Below are 20,675 nucleotides of genomic sequence, written 5' to 3'. Positions count from 1 at the left end.
TAAAACAAAAGACCCCGCCAGATAGCGGGGTCTTTGTTGGCAACCGGTGTTGCGAATCGAGCGGTGCTCAGCCGCGTTTGGCCTGCTTCTCGGCAATGGCGTCAGCCACGTCAGCCGGCTCCAGTACGATGCCTTCCTGATCCGGGGTCGGGAACACGGCAACACACAGCTCGTCCTGCTCCATACCGTCAACCCAGCGCTCCAGCCATACCTTGAGGGTGATGGACTGCGGCTTGCAATCGGCCCACTCGCCTTCGGCCCACGCCTTGGCGTACTCCGGGTGCGGCCATACCGGAATGCAATCTTCATCGTCGGTGGTCAGCATCATGACACCATGCTCGTCAGTCAGGACGAACAGCTCTTCATGCTCGACCAGCTTGCTGATGAAGTGATCGTAACGGTAATCAGCGTTCAGTTGCAGCGCGGCGTTGCGCTCGGTGTCGCTCAGTTCATAGCTCATTGGCCAAGTCTCTCTCTCGATAAAGGGCGCCATGTTCACATCTTGTCGTCAGCTTGTCCAGCTTGCAGCCCCTTGGCACCGGATGGGGAGGACAATGACGCCCCTAAGGATAGAGCAGCCTCCTCGATAACGAGACCACCAGCCTTCATATTGCCCCTTTTACAACGCAGGGGTGATCAGCTCCACATCAGGCTGCTCGCTCAGCTTTTGCCGCAGCCAGTAGGCGGACTCCACCTCGACAAAACAGAGCAGATCCTGGCCATTAGCCACCATCGCCATCAGCTGTTCAAAACGCAACTGTTGCTGCTGCTCCCAGGCGGCAGCGAGTTCGGCCCCGTGGGCCTCATCCACCACCTCGCGACGCAGCTCAAACAGGTTATCGGTGATCGGGCTGTTGATCTTGGCAGCGCTGTGCCAGTACATCAGCAGGTTATCCATCATCTCGGTGTCGTAGTTGGCCAGCGCATCCAGCTCGGGGGTATCACCGCTGTCGCTGGCGGCAAAATCACACCAGCCTGCATCGAGTGACACCAGCTCATGAGACCCCTTGGCATGCTTGCGCAATAGCGCAATGTCGGCCCCCTTGCGCGCAGGCAACCACACCTCGCCCTGATGGGCATCCAGCAGTGACGTCAACGAAGCAGCGGGGTAGACAGGAAAGCGGGCACAAAGTGAATGCAGCAGGGATACCAGAGTGATCTTGACCATGAGCGATACCTTGAACAGGGCGAACAGCCACCAATAGACCGTCCGATATAAAGAAGTGCCCTATCCTATCACGTTTGGTCCGGCTCGGCCCTCGGCGAAGCAGTCAGCCAACCATTTGATTACGCCGAAAAAAACAGCATTTGAAACGCGGCATCCAGCCAAAGATCAATAATTTGAGCCAGCGCCCACTAAAGTGGATCCGGGGATGCTAGTTTGCATACATCTTTAGCGTAAGGAGTAAATCCATGATTGGGATCGACCAGGTTTCTAACGAATTCGTGAACGATTTGAAAATACTGGCATGCTTTGATCCGGCCAACATGAGCTTGGGGATTAAATTACGCAGCGATATGTCTGAAGAATTGTGCCAAGCGGCAGCCCGCCTGCATCAACAGGGGCTCATCAGCGCAGAAGATGGCGGCTATCTCACCCCGTTTGGCATGACCATGGTTGAACACCTGCAACATCTGCTGGTTGCACTTAAACCGCTTTGACAGGCAGTGGTGCCCAGAGCGAAAAGTTAAGTAGCTCCCAGCGCTTCCCTTGGTGAAGATGACAGGCAAACAGCAAAGGACCTTCGGGTCCTTTTACTTTGCCATCCACCAGCCACTCCCCTTCCCTATCAGGCACCAGCCGCGCAATCACCTCATCGGGTTGTAGCGCAGCACCCATCCGAACCTGGACAAATTGCTGGCAGATCACCTGTGCTTCCATCGCGGATTGAACCGGTACCGGCGCGTCAGAGGTCAGATTCAGGGTGGCAACAATCAGAAGCGATAGCAGCATGATTCAGCACCATGGAAGTCAGTAGCGGAAGCTAGATAAACAAAAAGCCGCGGCACCATAGGTACCACGGCTTTCTTAAATTCTGTAAAAATTACAGAGCGGTTACGTTCTCAGCCTGCGGGCCTTTCTGACCTTGGGTCACAGAGAACTGTACACGCTGACCTTCAGCCAGGGTGCGGAAACCGGCACCTTGAATAGCGCTGAAGTGAACGAAAACGTCCGGGCCGTTTTCTTGCTGGATGAAGCCAAAACCTTTGGTTTCGTTGAAAAACTTAACGGTACCGGTGATCATGTTAGACATATCTTTTAAACCTGTATTCAAAATAATTACTTATGCTTTTCAGCGGATAAAGCTCAAAAAACGGGATTAACTTATGAACAACAGGACAAGATGTAAAACATCGTATTCATTGACATAACTATCGCCCTTTCAAGCTGGTTTGGATTATACGTGGCTTTGTCGATTACGCAAACAAATTTGTGCCCTGCCAATGACAGGGCACAAACCGTTATAAGGTGGCCGTTTCCAACGCGTCGACCAGCGCTCTGAGAAAACGGGCCGCCTCCCCGCCAGTACAAGCCCTGTGGTCAAATGTCATCGACAGCGGCAATGCCCTGACGGGGCGTGCTTCGCCATGGATGAACACCACTTTTTCGAACAGTTTGCCTGCCCCTATGATAGCCACCTGCGGCGGTGTCACGATGGGACTGGCATAGCGGCCTGCGATGGCGCCGAAGTTGGTGAGGGTGATGGTCGCCCCCTGCAACATCTCGCGGGGCACGGCGCGCGCCTTCACATCGGCGATCATCCGATCCAGCCCCTGCCGGATATCTGCCCCCTCCCGCTCGGCCACGTTCTCCATCACCGGCACATAAAGGCCATGCTTCGAATCCACCGCGATGGCCACATTGACCTCTTTGAACAGCCGCCGTGACAGGGTTTCGCCATCAAACCAGGCATTCATCGAGGGCTCGGCACGGCACGCCACGCCAATGGCCTTGATAAGGCGCACTGTCACATCTTCATCAGGGCGCCAGAGACGCAAGTCCACCTCGTCGGTGATGCTGACCGGCACCACCGTCTGATGAGAGAGCTCCATCGCCTTGGCCATGGCCCGCCGTGACCCTTTGAGGAATTCGTTGCCACTGCTCTGCTGGGCCTCGAATGCCTGCTGAACATCCAGCTCGGTGATCATGCCGCCGCTGCCACTTCCCTTGAGCCGGTCGATATCCAGACCCAGTTTTTGTGCCAGTAACCGCACCACTGGCATGGCTTGTACCAGCGCGCCACCCGGGGCAATGGCCCCCACCACGAAGTGATCCTCGATATGTTGCTGATGGGCGCTTACCTTGCCCACCACTGTGCCATCATCCTCGCCCCCCTCGAACTCCACCAAGGGCGCACCGATATGGAGGATATCCCCCTCGGCGCCGCAAAGACGGGCGATCACCCCGGCCACCGGAGAGGGTACATCCACCAGCGCCTTGGCCGTTTCCACCGACAACAGCACCTGATCGACCGCAACGGTATCACCGGCGCTCACCTTCCACTCGACGATCTCGGCTTCGGCCAACCCTTCACCCAGATCCGGTAATTTGAAAAATTTCATAGCCACTGGTTCTCCATCAGCTGGTGAGCCGCATCGGCGATATCCTGCTCGGTGATGAGGTAATACGCTTCGTTGCGATAGTAAGGGACGGCAGCATCCACGCCGGTCAGCCGTTTGGGCGGCGCCTTGAGGCTGGGAAGTGCCTGCTCGGTCACCCGCGCCACGATTTCGGCGCCGACCCCGAAGCTGCCACACGCCTCGTGCACCACCAGCAAGCGACCGGTCTTGCGCACCGAGGTGAGGATGGTCTCCATATCCAGCGGCTTGATGGTGGCCAGATCAAGTACCTCGCACTGGATATCTTGTTCGGCCAGCAGGTTCGCCGCCCGCATCACCTCCTGAATGCAGGCTCCCCAGGCCACTACCGTGATATCCCGGCCCGGGCGCAGGGTAAAGCAGACATCCAGCGGCAGGCCGACACCGTCATCCACCACCTCGGATTTCATCGAGCGATAAATGCGGTCCGGTTCGAAAAACATCACGGGATCCGGATCGCGGATGGCCGAGAGCAGCAGGCCATAGGCGCGTCTCGGGCTGGAGGGGATCACCACCCGTAGCCCCGGAATATGGGCAAACAGCGCCTCGACACTCTCGCTGTGATGCTCCGGCGAGTGAATGCCTGCACCATAAGGTGAGCGATAGACAAGGGGACAGGAGAGACGGCCACGGGTACGGTTTCGCATCCGCGCCGCCTGACAGATGATCTGCTCCATCCCGGGGAAGATGAACCCCTGAAACTGGAACTCCGCCACCGGCTTGAGCCCTTGGGTCGCCATGCCGACCGCCACCCCGGCGATCAATCCCTCGGCCAGCGGCGTGTCGATCACCCGCTTGAAACCGAACTTATCGCGCAGGCCCACGGTGGCGCGAAACACCCCGCCGTTGACCCCCACATCCTCGCCCAGCACCACCACATCCGGGTCGTGTTCCATCTCGTAGTGAAGGGCCATGTTGACCGCTTCCAGCAGACTGATCTCACTCATGGCCAACCTCCTGCTTCATCCCCTTGGCAATCACTCGCTCGCGCTGGGGCAACAGTTCGGCGGGCAGGCTGGCATAGTGATAGTCGAGCATCGCCTCCGGCGGCTGGGGCGCCATCGCCTCATAACGGGCGACCGCCTGATCTACCTCTCGGGCGGCCTCTGCCAACAGGCTCTGCTCCTGCTCTTCATCCCACCAGCCCTGGCTGTGCATAAACTGGCGCAGCCGCTTGACCGGCTCCTTGGCCCAGGCGGCCTCGACCTCGGCCCCATCGCGATAGCGAGTGGCATCGTCGGCAGTGGTGTGATCGCCGAGACGATAACTGACCGCCTCGATCAGGGTCGGCCCCTTGCCGTTGCGGGCCCGCTCGACGGCACTGCGGGCAGCATCGTAGACCGCCACCACATCGTTGCCATCCACCTGCAGGCTGCGCACCCCGGCGCCAATCCCCTTCTGGGCCAGCGTTGGGGCGCTCGATTGCAGCTTGCGTGGCACCGAGATGGCCCACTGGTTGTTGTTGACGATGATGACCATCGGCAGGTGCCACACCCCGACGCAGTTGAGCCCCTCCAGAAAATCCCCCTTGGAGGTGCCGCCGTCGCCGATGGTGACCACGGCGACGCGCGGTTGATTACGCAGTTTGAAGGCGGACGCAATGCCGCACGCGTGGGTGATCTGGGTGGCGATGGGGACGCAGATGGGGAGATCTTCAGAGGGAGTCCCATCGGGTTTGAGAAAATAACTGCCCCGCTCGTCACCACCCCAATATTGCAGGTTCTTCTCCATCGGCACGCCCCGCACATAGAGGGTGGGCATGTCCCGATAGTAGGGAACGTAGACATCCTGCGGCTGCATGGCGAGACCAATGCCAATCCCCACGGCTTCTGCGCCGAGATGGGAGGGAAAAGTACCGAGCTTGCCGGTTCGTTGCAGCGCAATCGCTTTTTTGTCATAGCTGCGCACCATCACCATATTGCGGTAGAAGGTGTGCAGTATCGCCTTGTCCAGCCAGGTCGGTAAGGTGGCGACCGGGCACCCTTCCGCATCGAGGTAACGAAGGAAAGGGATGTCGACATGGGTCATAACTGGCTCCTTGCCGTTGTGAACGTCACCGATGCTGGTGACACTCAAATGTAAATACCTTGTTAAATGAAAAGCAAAGGGATTTACTCAGGTAAGACCAGTAGAAACTTCTTTAAAGTAGCGAAGGAGCTGAATTTTCGGCGATGCGTGGCAATGTATGCCGTAAATGGTGCAACTTTGCAGTGCTGAAGACAGGATGCCAAATGTTGAAAAGGGGAGCCTGGCTCCCTCTTAGGTTACAACAGTCAGCGGTTACACCAGCCATGCCAGCTGGCAGCAGGTGAATGCGGCTTAACAAGCGGCGCTGGGGCACCCCATGCAACACGTAATTGGGACATAGCCAAAATAAACGTGACCCCGATGGGCCACGTTGTTGTTCGCGGTTTGGCGCACGTCAGGCGACCGATTCACGCTCCACCAGTTGGGCTTCAAACTTGAGGGCCAGGCCATCCACCGGCTTGTGATCGAGCAGACGCAGCGCCAGCTCGGCAGCGCGGCTGCCCATCTCCTCGATGGGGTAACGTACCGTGGTGAGCTTGGGATAGATGTAGCGGGCGTAGGGAATATCATCGAACCCCACCACCGACACCTGCTGCGGGATCTTGTAGCCGCGCTCCAGCAGGCAAGAGATCGCCCCCGCCACCATGGCGTCGTTGAAACCAAGCACGGCAGTGAACGCCACTCCGCGCGCAAGCAGTTCGCACATCGCCACATAACCGCCGTTCTCGTCGGCAAAGCCACGGCCAATCAGCGCAGGCTCCAGCGCGATCCCGGCCCTGGCCAGGGTCTGGGTGTAACCGGCCATCCGCTGCTGACCATCGACAAACTCCTCATCATCGGAGGTGATAAAGGCGATGTTGCGATGACCGGCATCCAGCAAGTGCTGGCACGCGGTGGTGATCCCCGCTTGGTTATCAAGCCAAACGCAGCGCTCTTCCGCCCCAGGTACCTGACGGTTGATGAAAACGATGGGGGTAGAGCCTGCCGCCAGCTCGCTCAGCTCCTCGTCCGGGAGCGCCTTGCTGTGCAGGATCAGCGCATCGCATTGACGCTGCAGCAGCGCCTGAATGGCATGACGCTCGCGCGCGATATCGTGGTTGCCAGACATGACGATGGTGAACTTGTTGGCCTGATCGACCATGGTTTCGATGCCACGCATCATCTGGGCAAAGAAGGGGCCACCGCAGAGGTCGCCAACCAGCACGCCAATGCAGTTGGAACGCTTGCTGACCAGTGCCTGGGCAAAACTGTTGGGTCGAAAATTCAGTTCCTTCATGGCCGCCACTACGGCCTCACGCTTTTCCGGTGCTACCTGTGCCGTGTTGTTGATAACCCGCGACACGGTGGAGATAGACACATTTGCCAGCTGAGAAACGTCTTTAATCGTTGCCACTATCAATTCCTTTATTGTGGGGGAACCTGTCGGTGCCGACGCCCGAGTATACCCTGCGGCCTGATGCAATTCCCGGAGCTAGGTCACCGGGCTTGTTTCCTTTGGTAACAGAACCTTACCCGATGATACCCGGCGGCAGGGAAATTTGAAAACAGGGGCCGGCTGGCGGCCCCCGACTCAATAGGCGTGATTGAGCTCCCGCTCTGACATGAAGCGCAGCGGCTGCTGCAACTTGTGCTGATAGATGAGATCGAACGACAACACGTTCTGGACGTAGTTGCGGGTCTCCTTATACGGGATGCTCTCGACCCACACGTCCATCGGCTTGTTGTCACTCTGCTCACGCCAGCGTTTTACCCGGCCCGGCCCGGCGTTGTAGGCGGCCGCTGCCAGGATCCGGTTGCCGTCATAGACATCCAGCAAGCGCTTGAGATAGGCGCTCCCCAGACGAATATTCATTGCCGGATCAAACAGTTGCTGCTCGTTGCGATAAGGCACCCCCAGCTTGCCTGCGGTCTCTTTGGCGGTGGACGGCATCAGTTGCATCAGGCCGCGCGCGCCCACCGGCGACTGGGCCAGCGGATAGAGGGCACTCTCCTGACGGGAGATGGCATAGAGCAGGCTGGTGTTCATGGTGCGCTCTTGCGCCATCTGGGAGAAGGTTCGCTTGAGCGGCAGCGGGAAGCGCAGGTCGAGGGCATCCCACGCTTCGGCGCGAATGCTGGCGAGAATGGCCAGCTCGTGCCACCCCTGATTGAGGGCGATATGACCAAACTCGATGCGCTGGGCCACCGGGTTGCGATCCATGTTGTGGATCCACTCCGAGCGGGCCGCCGCAATCTCGTTCATCGACAACAGCTCGCGCACCCGCAACAGGAACGGCCAGCGCTGGCTGGCCGTGCGCCAGTCCGGCACCTTCTTCGCCACGCTCTGGTTCTTCATGCGATAGGGCACACCGGTGCGCTGGGCGGCCATAAAGCCGTAGAAACCGCGCAGGTTGGCAGTCTCCAGATAGAGATCCCGCGCCGGTTTTTGCTGTCCCTGTACTTCAAGGGAGCGCGCCATCCAGTAGCGCCAGCGATCCTCTTTCTGACGGGCCATCGGCATCATCTTCAGCCAGCCGGAGAGGCCACGCCAATCCTGCTCCCAGATAGCCAGTCGTGCCCGCAGCTCGGTGATGTCGGGATCCGCCAGCTTTTTCACCGTGCTGTCGACCCAGCTGCGCTGGGCAATGGCGCGATCCAGTAACAGGCGACGAGCAATGGCGCGCTCCACCGGTTTCACCTCGGCCTGGGTCAGCCCGAAACGGCTGCGAAACAGCGCCAGCTGGCGCAGCACCGACTCCGGCTCCTGATTGGCATAGCGGGTCAAACCAAGAGAGAGCAGCTTGCGTGAGTAGGTGTTACTGCTGAAATAGGCCGGGTCCATCGCCTTGGCTGGCTGCTCGAACAGGGTCACCATCTGATCGCCATAGCTCTGCAAACCGCTACCCAGGGTCGCGCCAAGGTGACGGATCAGATTGGGGTTTTCTGCCTCGAAGGCCAGCGTCATCCGCTGCCAGATCTTCTCCTGGGTACGCTGACCGGATGCCTGCCACAGTTGGAACAACGGTGAGCAGGCATCGGGCCGCGATTGACCGCTCATCCAGATCTTGCCCGCCCCCTGCAACGCCTCTTTCGGCTTGCCGGTGTAATAGAGCGCCTGATAGTGCATGCAGAGCAGATCGGTGGAGCTCGGCTTGGCCGGATAGAAGTGCAAGAACTGCGACCACTGCTGGCTCTGGGCCAGATAGGTCAGATAGCTGCGCTCCAGCCGGTTGGACTGGGGGGTATCCCCATGCTGGCGGATAAAGTGAGTCACATCGTTGTAATCGGCCGCCCCCGGACGAAAGGCGAGCTGATAGTAATCGAGATAGGGCAGCAGCGGATAATGGGTCAAACGGGCTCGAATTTGCTGGAAACGGGCCTGGTCATTGGCCCGAACGGCGTCATACGCCTGACGGTAGAGCGTCTGGTCGGCAGTCTGCGCCATCAGGGTCGGCACGAACAGCGCCGACAAAACAATTCCCCATACAGCTTTCACTGAACATCTCCATTGAGGGCAATACACCGCCCGGTGTCGGTGGGTCTACTGCCTCTCATTCTACCCGTTGCCGGGCAGCGCTACAGCGGGGAGTTGGGACTATTTTTCTGCCTCGCTCAGCTGTATTTCGCGCAGTTGCTCCGGTCTGGTCAGCCGCTGTACATATTTCTCCAGATAGGGCACCGGCAACGGCTTAGAGGCAAGGTAGCCCTGATAGAAGCTGCACCCCTGCGCCTTGAGAAACTCCAGCTGCTGACGGGACTCCACCCCTTCCGCCGTGACGTTGAACCCCATATGGCGGGCCATGGCAATCACCGCCTCGACGATGGCCATGTTGTCGCCGTCTTTCGGGATGTCCTGAATGAAGGAGCGATCGATCTTGAGCTCATCGGCAGGCAGCCGCTTGAGGTAGCTCAGGGAGGAATAACCGGCACCAAAATCATCGATGGCAAAGCTGATGCCGAGCTCTTTGAGGTCGGTCATCTTGCTGATGGTGTCCTCGGCGTGGCCTAGCACCACGGATTCGGTGATCTCCAGATTAAGGCGGGCCGGGTCCATGCCGGTTTGCGCCAGCACATCGTGGATCCGCTCGACAAAATCGGTGGCATGGAACTGCTTGGCACTGACGTTGACCGAGATCTGCGGAATATGGATGCCGTTCTCCTCCCACAGCACGTACTGGGCGCATGCCTCGTGCAGCACCCAGTTGCCGATATCGACAATCAGGTCCGTCTCCTCGGCAATGGGGATAAACTCGGCTGGCGAAACCAGCGAGCGACCGGCCGGCTGCCAGCGAATGAGCGCCTCGACACCGATGATATCGCCGCCATCAACCATATGTTGGGGCTGATAGTAGAGGGTCAGCTCTTGCTGACTGAGGGCATTGCGCAGTTCGTTGTGAATGAGCAGACGGCGATCCGCCTGCTGCTGCATCGAGGCATCGAAAAAACGACGGGTCTTGCGGCCCGCGGACTTGGCCTGATACATGGCGGTGTCCGCCTGCTTGAGCAGATCATCGACCCCCTGCTCCCGATCCGGAAACAAGGTAATGCCGACGCTGGCGCCGATGTGCAGCACCTGTCCCACATAGGTATAAGGAGCGGCAATCTCGGTGATAAGCCGCTCGGCAATGATATCGGCCTGCATCTGCGCCTGGGGCGGGCTGGCCGAGAGCGACGGCAGCAGCAGCACAAACTCGTCGCCACCGAGGCGCGCCAGACAATCCCCTTGTCGCACCAGCCGTTTGAGGCGGGCGGCAACCTCCTTGAGCAGCCAGTCGCCGGTGGCGTGGCCGAGGGAGTCGTTGATGGTCTTGAAGTGATCGAGATCGATAAAGAGCAGCGCACCGATCAGGCCATCGCGGATCGCCTCGTTGAAGGTCTGTACCAGGGTCTCGTGCAGTTGGCGGCGATTGGGTAGTCCGGTCAGCTCGTCGTAATAGGCGAGATCCTGGATGCGCCGCTCGGCCGCCTTGCGCTCGGAGATATCCTCAAAGCAGATAACAAAGTGGCTGATCACCCCTTTTTCATCCTGCACCGGCGTCACTATCTCCCACTGGGGATAGGAGCGACCATCGACGTGGCGACGCAGGGTCTCGCCCTGCCAGCGGCTGAGGGTGTTGAGCTCGTAGCCCAGCCCACCAAGATTGGGCCAGAGATCCTCTTCCAGATGCAGGCCCAGTACCGACTGGCTGTCAAAACCGGTGATCTGGCTGAAGGCGTTGTTGACCCGCAAGATCTTGAACCCCGGATCGGTGATGATGATCCCTTCGTGAGTCTCGAATGCAACGGCAGAGAGTCTCATCTGGGCATCTGATTGCAACCGCTCCAGCTCGGCCACCATCCGTACCGAAAAGGTATTGAGCACCGAAGTGAGGTTGCTGGTATCTGCCGGGGCCGAATAGAGCAGCGCCAGATGACCCAGAAGTTGACCTCTGGCATCAAACAGCGGCTGACCATAATAAGTCTGCCCAGCTGCCAGCCAGGGTTGATACTCCTGCGACGCATCGATCACCTCGAAACAGATGGCCCCTTGCTTGTAGAGCTCCTGACAGGGGGAGCCCGCCAGCGGGTAGTCCTTCTGCACCAGCCCGTCGGCGGCCAGCACTCTGACCCGGTCGGCACCGCACAGCTCGCCCACCCAGACCGCATCCACCTTGAGGATATGGGCCAGCTGGCTGACCAGGGTATTGAAAAAATCGAGCCCGGTGCGAGCAGAGAGCGCCTGCGCCAGCTGAGTGAGCAGGGTGGTTTGCAGCAACGGCAAAGAGAGGTTGAGGGAGGAGACCGCACTGTTGGCACTGTCGAGAGTGGCCAGCCAGCCACAGCAGATCTGCTGGGTGGGCACAAACTGACCGCTCCAGAGCACGTGGTTGAGTTGCCCCTGATCATCTTTCAGATGACCGATGAACTGCTCTGGCAAATGTGATTCATGAAGCCGGACGAGAAAGTCGGCAAAGCCTGCCTCATCCTCCGGTAACAGGCGAGCGGCCCAGGGATGATTGCCCTCCCCTTGCCACTGCTGGTAGGCCCCCTGATCAGAGAGACTCCACTGATCATGTTGCCGATCGAAAAACCACATGACTTGCGTGGCTTGCTGCTTCATTTACCACTCCAACACAACAACCAACCACGTTTGATGTCCAATCAGGCATAGCAACGCCCCCTGCATCCGCTCATGAGATCAGAGGTTGCGAGGGAAGAGTACAAACATGCGATATCAAGCAGTGGAAACCGGACATGAGGTCGACACGAAGTGCTGCCAAGAAGGGACAGAAACGATCCTATTCCCGTCATACTGCCTGCCAGTTTCATGGAGCTCAAGCTGTTTTTGGCACGAAACCGGAAAAGATCACAATTTATAAGTTGCTGAATAGCCAAGGGAAGTTTATGTGACAAAGATCACATTTCAATCTTTACCAATGAGTAATCTGAAGGTGAAGACACAAGCAAGACGACCCGAAGGGGGCCAATATGAAAATCGAAATTACCAGCAAAATCATCGACATCACCCCGGCTATCCGCGAGCGCATCGAATCCCGTTTTGAAAAGCTCGAACGTCTTCAGGTGCCTCTCATCACACCCCATGTGATTGTTTCCAAAGAGCGTCTGATGTTCATTGTCGAAGCCAGTGCTGGCATCCCCAACGGCAAACTGTTTGCCCAGGCAGAGCATGAGGATCTCTACGCCGCCATCAACGAACTGGGGCAAAAACTGGAGCGCCAACTCAACCGTCACACCGAGAAGCCGATTGCCCGTCGTGCCAATGCAGCGCTCAAAGAGCAGCCGCAACCGGATGAAGCCGACGCTTTATAGCATGCCGCAAGGCTAAAAATTCCAAAGAGCATAAAGGCGGGGTCACCCGCCTTTTTGTTGCCTGTGATTTCCCGACCAGCGCTGCGTTACGGCATTGAACAGGCACCATCAACTGAGCCAGTGCAACCGGGTATCCACCCCCTGTTGCAAACGATCGAGGATCGGCAACAGTACCAGCGGATCCTCCTGGCGTGGCATATCGGCCAGCTCTCCTTGCAACCGCTCCCGCGCCAGCGGTGACAGGTTGTCGTAGACCGCCTCATCCAGCAACGGTTGCTTGACCGCCAGCGGCGGCGATTGCAGCGCCAGCCAGAGCCGCACATCCACCATGCTTCCCCCCTGTTGCAACCGCTCATTGATGGCACTGCAGTCACTCCCCGCTCCCTCAGCCACCAGCACCTCTGCCGGTCTCAGCTCAAAGTACAGACGCCAGTCACGGCTCTGGGAACTGGCCGCCGGCTTGGCATCAAACCAGGGCTGCTCCTCCACCGCGTCGGTCAGCAGGGCCAGATGCAACCGGAAATCCGCCCGATCGCCATGCTGCAGGTCACGGTTGAGGCGCTGCCCCAACTGGCCCTCATCGACGAGCAGGTGATTACGGATTGAACTGGGCAGCATGAGATAACTCTCTAAAATGGCTATTTCACTGGTTATCGGCCACAAATCCACTTCTTTTAATGGAAAAATCCTGCTTGGGGGTTCCCAAAATCAGAAGATCTGTTAGTATGCGCCTCGCACTCGTGGAGGGGTTCCCGAGCGGCCAAAGGGATCAGACTGTAAATCTGACGGCTCTGCCTTCGAAGGTTCGAATCCTTCTCCCTCCACCATTTCAAGTGCGACAAGTTGAAAGCAATACCCCGTGGAGGGGTTCCCGAGCGGCCAAAGGGATCAGACTGTAAATCTGACGGCTCTGCCTTCGAAGGTTCGAATCCTTCTCCCTCCACCATCATTCAGAAAACCCGGCCTTGTGTCGGGTTTTCGCATTTCTGGCCTGCCCAATCCGTTATTCCTCTGCACTCCTGGCCTTTATCGCCGTTTGAATGTGGCCGATCGCGCAATAAAAACGGGAGGCCTGCGCCTCCCGTTTTACTCTCCAGCCGACCCTGTTACAGGGCGACGCGTTACAGGGTGAAGCGATAGAAGATATCGACCGCTTGGGCCACCCCGCTCATCGCCTGCAGATAGAGTCGTGGCAATACCTCGTAGCGCAGCTTGAATTCGGCGATGGGGCTGAAGACCCCGACCCCGTACTGAAACTGCAAGCCCGGCAGCAGATAGGCCGACAGGGTGACCTGGGTATTGTCGCCACTGCCCGCGGTATCGAGGGAGACATCGCTCATCCCCAGCGACTCGCCGATGCTCGACACCACACCATTGGCCTGGCTCACCGCACCGGCCACCAGCAGGCCGTTGAAACCGCCATCCTCACCGCCGGTCTGCAACCCTTTGCCACGCAGCAGATAGGAGAGCTGTTCCGATTGCGCCATCTGCGGCTCGGAGTAGACAGTGATCTCCGGCTTGCTGGCAGGCCCAGTCACCCGCACCCCGACCGTCACCTGACCCTCGATGGTATCGGGATCCCGGTTGGCCTCGATGTTGAGGAATGGCCGATCCAGCGGACCGGAGAAGAGGATCCGCCCCTCCTTGATGATCAGGTTCTGGCCATAGGCCTTGAAGCGGCCGTTGGTCAGTACCAGTTGGCCATTGCCTGCCAGCGGCTTCTCGGGATCCTGACGGATATTGAGGCCGCCGGAAACATTGGTCTTCAGCCCCATGGCATCGAGCTTCACATCGTTGCCAAGGCGGATCGCCATCTTCATCGCCAGCGGCAGGCTGGCCTGCTTGGGAGCAGGGGGCAGATCGTCATAGACCACGGTCACATCGTCGGAGACCGCCACTGCCGAATCCGGCAGGCTCTTGACCAGAATGCGCGCCCAAGGAATATCCACCTGACCGGTAATGCGGGTCTCCTCCCCCAGCGACACTGCAATATCGGGAGAGACCCTGACCCGGCCCATGCCCGGATATTGCGCCTCCAGATCCTTGCCCTGAATGGTGAGGCTGCCGCTGACCGGCATCTTGGCCCAGCTGAGCCAGCCGCCCAACGCCAGCGGCCCCTTGCCCACCAGCATGGAGCCATCGAGCTCGGCGCGGTTACCCTCGATCTTGAGACGGGTCACCAGTTTGGTCAGGGTCACCATGTCGGAGTGGGTCTGCACTTCACCGTCACGCAGGTTGAGCTGACCAAACAGCAGAGGCGCTGCCAGCGTGCCGTCGAAACGGGCATCGGCGGAGATGATCCCTTGCAGGGAGCGCACCTCCGGAATGAGCGGCGCGAAGGTATTGAGCTTGAGATCGTCAAACTTGAGCTGACCGCCGAGCAGACCGCGACCGGCAGGCTCCCTGATCAGCAGATCGGTATCGATATTGCCGATCTGCTTCGAGGCAAAATCGAGGCGGATTGCCGCCTGCTGGCGTTCGAAATCCAGGGCCAGTGCCAGCTGCTGATAGTCGGTCTTGAGGCCATCGGCGACAAAGGTGCCCGGCGTGGTGCGCACCACCGCATGCAGGGTCGGCTGATTGCCACGCCAGCTGGCACGGCCGTCTGCAGAGAGTATTGCCTGCCAGCGGAAGTTGTCCGGCAACAAGGGACGCAACCGCTTGAGATCAAACTCGCTCAGGGCAAACTCCAGGGAGCCCTGCGCGGCGGAGATCTGGCTCCTCTTGACGCAGAGGCTGGCACCCTGGGAGCCGAGGCAGAGATCCCCTAACGCCAGCCGCTGATGCGGCAGATCGAGATCCAGTGCCCAGGGGGCGCTCAGATCCCAACGACGCAGCGGGGTTTTCAGTTGCAGCTCTGAGAGCGCTCCGCGCCAGTGATCCCCGCGCACGCCACCACCCAGTTTGAGGTTGGCCGCCAGCGGATCTCCCTTCATGGTCAGGGTCAACAGGTGCTGACTGATATCGCCGCTGAGGTTCAGGGCCAGCTGACTGAGTTTGGTCTCGCCCTGTGTCAGCTGCGCCACCCACAGCGAGAGCTCGCCGGCCGGTTTGGCACCGATCGTGGCATTGCCCTTGAGACTAATGCCCTTCAGGTTGGTACCGGCATAGTAGAGCCGCTCGGAGGCCAGATCCGCATCGATTTTAGGGGTCTGCTGATTGCCACTGACCTTCACCTGCCCCTTGATATCCCCTTTCAGGCCGGGATAGATGCCCCCCAGCTGGGGAGCCTGCAGATTGGCATCGAGCTGCCACCGGGCGCGACTGATACTGCCCTTGGCCTGCAACTGGTTGGGGCCACTTTGCAGAGAGAGCGCCGGAATCTGCCACTCCATCTTGTCGTTACCGCTGAGTTCCCCCTTGAGGGCCAGCGGATACTGATTGAGCTTGCCATCCACCTTGAGCGTCGGCAGTTTCAGCTCCCAGTGACCCGCCTCGTTCATCACGAAACGGCTCTCCAGCTCCCCGGCCAGCGTCCCTTTCAGCTCAGGCACCAGCTCGGCCGGATTGATCCCCTTGAACAGGGTGGTCCCCTGCCACTCGATCCCCTTGTGCCAGGCCAGCTTGCCATCGAGCGTCAGCTCCCCCTTGAGAGCGTTGAGCTGCAGAGCGATCTTGCTGAGCCGCTCCAGATCCCCCTTCCCGTCCAGCGCCAGCTTGAAAGGGGGCACATCGGTCCCCTTGCCGGAAGTATTGAGAGCAAACTGGTAGCCGGAAAGCTTGCCCTTGGCCGTCAGGCTCCCCTTATCCAGCCGATAGCTCGGCTCATCTTTGGCGGCTTGTTTTGTAGCATGGTGCAGCGGCCAGCCGAGGCTCTTCCAGTCGAGGGCCAGTTCAAAAGGGAGATCCGGGTCGAGCGCGGCCAAAGTGCCCTTGAGATTGGCGGCGATCGGTCCCTTGGCCGACAACGCCAGCCCCAGCTTGCCGACCGAACCGCTCAGCGCCAGCGTGGCCTGCTCCCCTTGCAGCTCGCCATCCAGCAGTCCCTTGCGGGCCTTGGCATCCAGCGTCACCGCCAGCGGGTAGTCGTCACTGAGCTGGATATGGCCCTTGAGCGCCAGGTCGGCCATGGCGTGGCGCAGCGAGAGCTCGCGCACCTCGATGCGATCATCGGTGGCGGTGGCCGAGAGTTGCAGCTTGTCGAGCCCTTCGATCAACTCGCCCTGCTGGTATTGCACCCGAGTCGCGCTGACCCCTTCCAGCTGGATGGGGAAAGGAAGGTGAATGGCGGGCAGGACAATGGGGGCTGCCTTTGCCGTGCTTGCTGCTGGCGCCCCTTTGCCCTGTTTGACGGTCTTAGCGCTGGCCTTGTCGTTGCGCGCCACCGCAGCTCCGGCTTGCTTCTCGTTAGCGACCGGCTGCTTGGCGGATTTGGCCCCTGTGTTGGCGGGTGCCGCATCATCCAGCGTCACCTTCAGGTTATCGAGCACCGGGCCACGTACAATCAGCCCCTTGCGATTGAGGGTGGCGCCGATATCGAGGGACCCCAGGGTCACTGCCACGCCGGGCACCGCCAGATCGAGATCGGCCACCTTGAGGCTATCGACCTGGATCTTGAGTGGCAGCGGGTGCCAGACAAAGGGTTCGGAAGGCTCTTCCGGTGCGGGTTCAGAGTCGGCTACCTTCACCACCGGATGGGTCACCGTCAGGGATTTTATCCAGAGCTTGCCCTGCAGCAACTTGCCCAGATCCCAGTCGAGCACGGCGCGATCGACCGTGACATCCACCAGATCATCCTGCCAGCCCGCCCCTTCCAGGGTCCAGCCGTAGCCAAGCTGACCGGCCACCAGCTCCCCCTTGAGGGAGGGCAGCGCCCCTTTGGCCTGTTGCCACAGCCACTTGTTGCCCTGATGGGTAAAGCCCAGCAGGCTGACGCCGATGAGCAGCAGGAACACCAGCCCCATCAGCCAGAGAAAAATGCGTTTTAGCCAGATCACAATGCAGACCCCGGCGAAAGATGCAGCCGCAGCGGCCAAAGAAAAAAGCAATTAGACAACATCATAATTCAGGCCCCAATGCGAAATGCAGCCGCAAGGGCTTCTCCTCCTCCGATACCCCGACCGCCAGATCCAGCCTGATCTGACCGATGGGGGTGACCCAGCGCACACCGACGCCAGTACCTATCTTCCAGGGCTCGCTGTAATCGGTGGTGGCGGTGCCGCCATCCACAAACATGGCCCCCAGCCACTTCTCGCTGAAGCGGTAGTTGTATTCCAGACTCGCCACGCTGGTGTAGCGGCCACCGATCAGCTTGCCATCCGGCCCGGTGGGGGAGATGGTCTCGTAACCAAAACCACGCACCGTCTGATCGCCACCGGTAAAGAACCGCAACGATGGCGGTACCAGCGAGAAACTGTCACCTATGATGGCCCCCTGCTCGGCCCGCATCAGGAATCTGTGGTCATCGCCGAGGGTACGCAGCCACTTGCTGCGCCCCCACACCCGCATAAAGCTGATGTCGGAGCCCCATCTGGGGTCGGAGAACTCCAGCGTCAGTTGCTGGCGATCGCCCCAGTCGGGGACCAGACCGCCGCGCACCCGCAGCCGTGACCAGGAAACCCCGGGGATCAGCAGCAAGCTGTTCCCCTCATCGGCGCCCTGGGTATAGATCTCGTTTTCCAGCCGGATAAAGACGTCCCGATCCCAGCTCTGTGGTCGCAGCGTCCAGCGGTGTACACCGATAGTCGTCAGATCGGAGCGGGTATCGTTGTTGTCCTTGTACTGGTAACCGGTCTGGATGGAGTAGTAGTCCCGCAGCGGGTTACCCACCGGGATCTGGTAGTCGAGGCTGAGCTCTGCCTTCGGCTGGGAGACCTTGGCGGTGGCAAAGAGGCGATGACCGTAGCGGTTGACCCAGGGTTTCTCCCAGGTGGCACTCATCCGCGGGCCTACGTCGGTGGCGTAACCGATACCGGTCTCGATTTCGTGATCGACCCGGTTAGCCAGGGTTACCGCAATGGGCACCCGATAGTTACTCGCCTCGCTCAATACCGGCTTGATATCGACCTGACGGAACAGCTTGGTGGAGGAGACATCCTGCGACATCTCGGCCAGGCGGATGGCGAGATAGGGGTCGCCGCTCTTGATATTGATGAGGGGGCGGATCAGCTGGAGCGCTTCGGGGGTAGCATCGTAGCGGATCTCGCCGAAACGGTAGCGATGGCCCGACTCGAACAAAATGAAGATCTCCGCCGTCCCCTTGTCCGGGAACACCTTGACCTGACTCTTGCTCAGCTTGGCATCAAAGTAACCGCGGGCCAGCCCGAGGCTGCCCAGATCCGCCTTGATGGATTCATATTTGGCGTGATTGAGGGGCTCCCCCTCTTTGAGGGGCAACTTGTCCAGCAGGGCGCTGTAGAGCTCGTCGCTGCCCGCATCCCCCTCCAGCAGAATATCGAGGCGGGAGACGATGACCGGCTCCCCTTTGTCCACCTCAATCACCACGTTGGACGGGGTTTTCTTGTCACGGCTCAGGGTGATTTTCGGCTGGTAGTAGCCATAAACCTGCAGCGCTTTTTGCACGCTCTCGGTGATTTTGGCACGGGCCGGGCGGTATTGCCGCTCCTGATAGACCGGCAGGGCATTGAGGTAGGCTTCAACGTTATCCTTGTTGTCCCCTTTCAACCCCTTGACCTGATAGGTGAGCTTGGCGGCAAACGCGGGCGAGGCCAACAGCGACAGCAACAAGCCCACGCCCAGTACCCGCAGGCCGCGGCGAAACGCAGAGCCGGACAGTAAACGCCCTGCCAGCAGGGATGAAATGCATCCTGTCAAAGGTCAATATTCCTGAATCTGTGGTGAAAGAAACCAACGCCCTTTCGGGCCAAACCCGAATGCGGCGCAGCACGCCATGGGGTGCATGGCCGTGACACAAAAAGGCGCGCCAGAAAAATGGCGAACCTTATCCTAACATAGCCATCGGTCAGCAACAGCGCGGCGCACTTGTCCAATTCGCCATATCTTTTAAGAGGTTGACCACAAATCACACATTCTGGTGACAATTGCGACACCCCGCTTTTCGATGTCGGCGAACGGACCCACCCTGAGCAAGACTCACCACCTAGACAGGCTTCATTTGTCACTCAACACTCATCCCTCACAGCCAGCAATCCACCACGACAGGGGTTGTCGGCATCGCCCCGCCCCACCACACAGCGTGATTAAGAATTGCTCGTTCAGCACAATCGAATTATCCCGCTGCCTTTGCAAGCGCCCCTCCCTCACACTTGAACCATCAACTGAAGGAGACACATCATGCATGCACGTAGCGAACAGATGGCTGACTATATTGCCGATCGTCTCGAGTTCATCACCTTTCTCGCCTGTTGCAGTGCCCTGCTGGCTCTGCTGACCGGCATGAGTGGCCAACAGGCACTGGCCTTTACCGCCCTGAACCTGCCGTTTGGCCTCGGTATTCTGCTGGCGATGGCGATGCTGGCCCCGCTGCCCGCCCATTGGCGGCTGCCGGGGATCACCTTGCTGCTGGCAGGTTGCGCCCTGATGACCCTGCAACTGGGAGGGGAGTGGCTTAATCCGCTGGCCATCTGGAGCCTCTACGCCCTGCTCGGGCTGGAGATCATCTGGCAAGCTCGCCCCCGCGCCGTGCTAGCCACCCGCGCTCGCCAACAATAGGGCTGACGAGCGCCGGTAAACGGCGGGCTGTGAGGGCTGACGCCGGTGGCAAATTGGGGTACTCTTGCGCCCCGATTTGTCACCCCTTAGCATTAATAACCTTCGCCATCACTCCCAGGAGCGCCCCGATGAAAAAAGCCTGTGCCCAGCACATTCTGGTCAAGACCGAAAAACAGTGTCTGGAGATCAAGGAGAAGATCGAGAAGGGAGCCGACTTCGGCCAGATGGCCAAGCGCTTCTCCACCTGCGCCTCTGCAAAACGCAGCGGCGATCTGGGGGAGTTCAATAAAGGGGATATGGTCAAGCCCTTTGACGATGCGGTATTCAAGGGCGAACTGCTCAAGGTGCTGGGGCCGGTGCGCACTAAGTTCGGCTTTCACCTGATCAAAGTTTTGTACAGAGCGTAGATAGGCTATATTTTTTCGTTTTAAACCAATGAGTTATTCATAGGCGGCAATGGGGTCAAGCTGAGCGGGAGCCAAGCGTTGCTCCAGTCCAGATAGTGGTTAACATTGATAATGGTTATAGGCTTCGCGCGAGTTGATTTTGTTTGGCGATAAAATCAGATCACAAACGAAGCCTTTTTATATCTATTTCAATTGGTTGCCGCTAAATATCCTGTACAT

17 protein-coding genes and 2 tRNA genes are annotated in these 20,675 nt (G+C 59.2%); 6 read left to right on the top strand and 13 right to left on the bottom strand.

The features are described from left to right. Positions 1-67 precede the first annotated feature (67 nt). Both NMD14_07065 and NMD14_07060 read right to left on the bottom strand, forming a co-directional pair. The gene (locus tag NMD14_07065; protein XEI34152.1) at positions 68-460 is read right to left on the bottom strand and encodes a DUF2750 domain-containing protein; all 393 of its coding nucleotides are present in this window, start codon (positions 458-460) and stop codon (positions 68-70) included. A 159-nt stretch (positions 461-619) separates the two neighbouring features. After that, positions 620-1,168 (bottom strand): hypothetical protein, encoded by a 549-nt coding sequence (locus tag NMD14_07060; protein XEI34151.1) that lies wholly within the window; start codon positions 1,166-1,168, stop codon positions 620-622. Positions 1,169-1,413: 245 nt separating this feature from the next. Between NMD14_07060 and NMD14_07055 the strand changes: the two genes are divergently transcribed. Beyond that, entirely contained in the window at positions 1,414-1,662 is a 249-nt protein-coding gene (locus NMD14_07055; protein ID XEI34150.1) for a TIGR02647 family protein, read from the top strand. Here NMD14_07055 and NMD14_07050 read toward each other — a convergent pair. The 8 genes from NMD14_07050 to NMD14_07015 form a co-directional block, all read right to left on the bottom strand. Further along, the gene (locus tag NMD14_07050) at positions 1,649-1,954 is read right to left on the bottom strand and encodes a hypothetical protein (protein ID XEI34149.1); all 306 of its coding nucleotides are present in this window, start codon (positions 1,952-1,954) and stop codon (positions 1,649-1,651) included. The genes NMD14_07055 and NMD14_07050 overlap by 14 nt on opposite strands. Positions 1,955-2,045: 91 nt before the next feature. Continuing rightward, positions 2,046-2,246, bottom strand: coding sequence for a cold-shock protein (locus tag NMD14_07045; protein ID XEI34721.1), 201 nt, complete (start codon positions 2,244-2,246; stop codon positions 2,046-2,048). A gap of 217 nt (positions 2,247-2,463) precedes the next feature. Continuing rightward, entirely contained in the window at positions 2,464-3,564 is a 1,101-nt protein-coding gene (locus NMD14_07040) for a 2-oxo acid dehydrogenase subunit E2 (protein XEI34148.1), read from the bottom strand. Then, positions 3,561-4,547, bottom strand: a complete 987-nt coding sequence (locus tag NMD14_07035; GenBank protein ID XEI34147.1) for an alpha-ketoacid dehydrogenase subunit beta — start codon at positions 4,545-4,547, stop codon at positions 3,561-3,563. Before NMD14_07035 ends, NMD14_07040 begins: the two co-directional genes overlap by 4 nt. Further along, entirely contained in the window at positions 4,540-5,628 is a 1,089-nt protein-coding gene (gene pdhA, locus NMD14_07030; protein ID XEI34146.1) for a pyruvate dehydrogenase (acetyl-transferring) E1 component subunit alpha, read from the bottom strand. The genes NMD14_07035 and pdhA overlap by 8 nt, the downstream gene beginning before the upstream one ends. A gap of 394 nt (positions 5,629-6,022) precedes the next feature. Continuing rightward, complete coding sequence (locus NMD14_07025; GenBank protein ID XEI34145.1) at positions 6,023-7,021, bottom strand: LacI family DNA-binding transcriptional regulator; 999 nt, start codon at positions 7,019-7,021, stop codon at positions 6,023-6,025. A gap of 177 nt (positions 7,022-7,198) precedes the next feature. Beyond that, on the bottom strand, positions 7,199-9,103 hold the full coding sequence (locus NMD14_07020; protein ID XEI34144.1) for a transglycosylase SLT domain-containing protein: 1,905 nt from the start codon (positions 9,101-9,103) through the stop codon (positions 7,199-7,201). Positions 9,104-9,202: 99 nt separating this feature from the next. Further along, complete coding sequence (locus NMD14_07015; GenBank protein XEI34143.1) at positions 9,203-11,707, bottom strand: EAL domain-containing protein; 2,505 nt, start codon at positions 11,705-11,707, stop codon at positions 9,203-9,205. Positions 11,708-12,075: 368 nt separating this feature from the next. Between NMD14_07015 and raiA the strand changes: the two genes are divergently transcribed. Further along, complete coding sequence (raiA, locus tag NMD14_07010; GenBank protein ID XEI34142.1) at positions 12,076-12,417, top strand: ribosome-associated translation inhibitor RaiA; 342 nt, start codon at positions 12,076-12,078, stop codon at positions 12,415-12,417. A gap of 108 nt (positions 12,418-12,525) precedes the next feature. Here raiA and NMD14_07005 read toward each other — a convergent pair whose 3' ends face one another. Next, complete coding sequence (locus tag NMD14_07005; GenBank protein ID XEI34141.1) at positions 12,526-13,035, bottom strand: hypothetical protein; 510 nt, start codon at positions 13,033-13,035, stop codon at positions 12,526-12,528. Positions 13,036-13,159: 124 nt separating this feature from the next. On the opposite strand from NMD14_07005, the gene NMD14_07000 reads away from it, so the two are divergent. Then, positions 13,160-13,244: transfer RNA gene (locus tag NMD14_07000), tRNA-Tyr, on the top strand. Positions 13,245-13,278: 34 nt separating this feature from the next. Then, positions 13,279-13,363, top strand: a tRNA-Tyr gene (locus tag NMD14_06995). 175 nt (positions 13,364-13,538) lie between these two features. Here NMD14_06995 and NMD14_06990 read toward each other — a convergent pair. Both NMD14_06990 and NMD14_06985 read right to left on the bottom strand, forming a co-directional pair. After that, positions 13,539-17,354, bottom strand: a complete 3,816-nt coding sequence (locus NMD14_06990) for a translocation/assembly module TamB (protein ID XEI34140.1) — start codon at positions 17,352-17,354, stop codon at positions 13,539-13,541. A 61-nt stretch (positions 17,355-17,415) separates the two neighbouring features. Next, entirely contained in the window at positions 17,416-19,191 is a 1,776-nt protein-coding gene (locus NMD14_06985; GenBank protein ID XEI34139.1) for an autotransporter assembly complex protein TamA, read from the bottom strand. A gap of 480 nt (positions 19,192-19,671) precedes the next feature. Between NMD14_06985 and NMD14_06980 the strand changes: the two genes are divergently transcribed. Both NMD14_06980 and NMD14_06975 read left to right on the top strand, forming a co-directional pair. Beyond that, positions 19,672-20,049: a hypothetical protein gene (locus tag NMD14_06980; GenBank protein XEI34138.1), complete on the top strand. Its 378-nt coding sequence runs from the start codon at positions 19,672-19,674 to the stop codon at positions 20,047-20,049. Positions 20,050-20,177: 128 nt separating this feature from the next. Continuing rightward, positions 20,178-20,456, top strand: a complete 279-nt coding sequence (locus tag NMD14_06975) for a peptidylprolyl isomerase (protein XEI34137.1) — start codon at positions 20,178-20,180, stop codon at positions 20,454-20,456. The last annotated feature ends 219 nt before the right edge of the window (positions 20,457-20,675 follow it).

It is taken from the genome of Aeromonas veronii, assembly GCA_041319085.1.
GTDB lineage: Bacteria > Pseudomonadota > Gammaproteobacteria > Enterobacterales > Aeromonadaceae > Aeromonas > Aeromonas veronii_F.
The sequence above is the reverse complement of the archived record's forward strand: the minus strand, read 5'-3'. Positions and strand labels throughout refer to the sequence as shown.